This is a genomic window from Enterobacter sp. YSU (assembly GCF_016082135.1).
Classification (GTDB): domain Bacteria; phylum Pseudomonadota; class Gammaproteobacteria; order Enterobacterales; family Enterobacteriaceae; genus Enterobacter; species Enterobacter hormaechei_C.
The window spans coordinates 4,848,769-4,850,414 of the sequence record NZ_CP059487.1 but is presented as its reverse complement, the minus strand read 5'-3'; the positions used below and the strand labels follow the sequence as shown (position 1 = coordinate 4,850,414).

The following is a 1,646-nucleotide window of genomic DNA, read 5'->3' as shown; positions in this document are numbered from 1 at the left end:
TACAAAGGCAGGTTCTTTAAGGTAAGGAGGTGATCCAACCGCAGGTTCCCCTACGGTTACCTTGTTACGACTTCACCCCAGTCATGAATCACAAAGTGGTAAGCGCCCTCCCGAAGGTTAAGCTACCTACTTCTTTTGCAACCCACTCCCATGGTGTGACGGGCGGTGTGTACAAGGCCCGGGAACGTATTCACCGTGGCATTCTGATCCACGATTACTAGCGATTCCGACTTCATGGAGTCGAGTTGCAGACTCCAATCCGGACTACGACGCACTTTATGAGGTCCGCTTGCTCTCGCGAGGTCGCTTCTCTTTGTATGCGCCATTGTAGCACGTGTGTAGCCCTACTCGTAAGGGCCATGATGACTTGACGTCATCCCCACCTTCCTCCAGTTTATCACTGGCAGTCTCCTTTGAGTTCCCGGCCGAACCGCTGGCAACAAAGGATAAGGGTTGCGCTCGTTGCGGGACTTAACCCAACATTTCACAACACGAGCTGACGACAGCCATGCAGCACCTGTCTCAGAGTTCCCGAAGGCACCAATCCATCTCTGGAAAGTTCTCTGGATGTCAAGAGTAGGTAAGGTTCTTCGCGTTGCATCGAATTAAACCACATGCTCCACCGCTTGTGCGGGCCCCCGTCAATTCATTTGAGTTTTAACCTTGCGGCCGTACTCCCCAGGCGGTCGACTTAACGCGTTAGCTCCGGAAGCCACGCCTCAAGGGCACAACCTCCAAGTCGACATCGTTTACGGCGTGGACTACCAGGGTATCTAATCCTGTTTGCTCCCCACGCTTTCGCACCTGAGCGTCAGTCTTTGTCCAGGGGGCCGCCTTCGCCACCGGTATTCCTCCAGATCTCTACGCATTTCACCGCTACACCTGGAATTCTACCCCCCTCTACAAGACTCTAGCCTGCCAGTTTCGAATGCAGTTCCCAGGTTGAGCCCGGGGATTTCACATCCGACTTGACAGACCGCCTGCGTGCGCTTTACGCCCAGTAATTCCGATTAACGCTTGCACCCTCCGTATTACCGCGGCTGCTGGCACGGAGTTAGCCGGTGCTTCTTCTGCGGGTAACGTCAATTGCTGAGGTTATTAACCTCAACACCTTCCTCCCCGCTGAAAGTACTTTACAACCCGAAGGCCTTCTTCATACACGCGGCATGGCTGCATCAGGCTTGCGCCCATTGTGCAATATTCCCCACTGCTGCCTCCCGTAGGAGTCTGGACCGTGTCTCAGTTCCAGTGTGGCTGGTCATCCTCTCAGACCAGCTAGGGATCGTCGCCTAGGTGAGCCGTTACCCCACCTACTAGCTAATCCCATCTGGGCACATCCGATGGCAAGAGGCCCGAAGGTCCCCCTCTTTGGTCTTGCGACGTTATGCGGTATTAGCTACCGTTTCCAGTAGTTATCCCCCTCCATCAGGCAGTTTCCCAGACATTACTCACCCGTCCGCCACTCGTCAGCAAAGCAGCAAGCTGCTTCCTGTTACCGTTCGACTTGCATGTGTTAGGCCTGCCGCCAGCGTTCAATCTGAGCCATGATCAAACTCTTCAATTTAAAAGTTTGATGCTCAATGAATTAAACTTCGTAATGAATTACGTGTTCACTCGTTGAGACTTGGTATTCATTTAGTGTCCGA

Annotated in this window: 1 rRNA gene; it reads right to left on the bottom strand. The window is 53.3% G+C overall.

The features are described 5' to 3' along the window. Nucleotides 1–22 precede the first annotated feature (22 nt). Nucleotides 23–1,564 (bottom strand): 16S ribosomal RNA (locus H2Z33_RS23325). Between the last annotated feature and the right edge of the window lie 82 nt (nucleotides 1,565–1,646).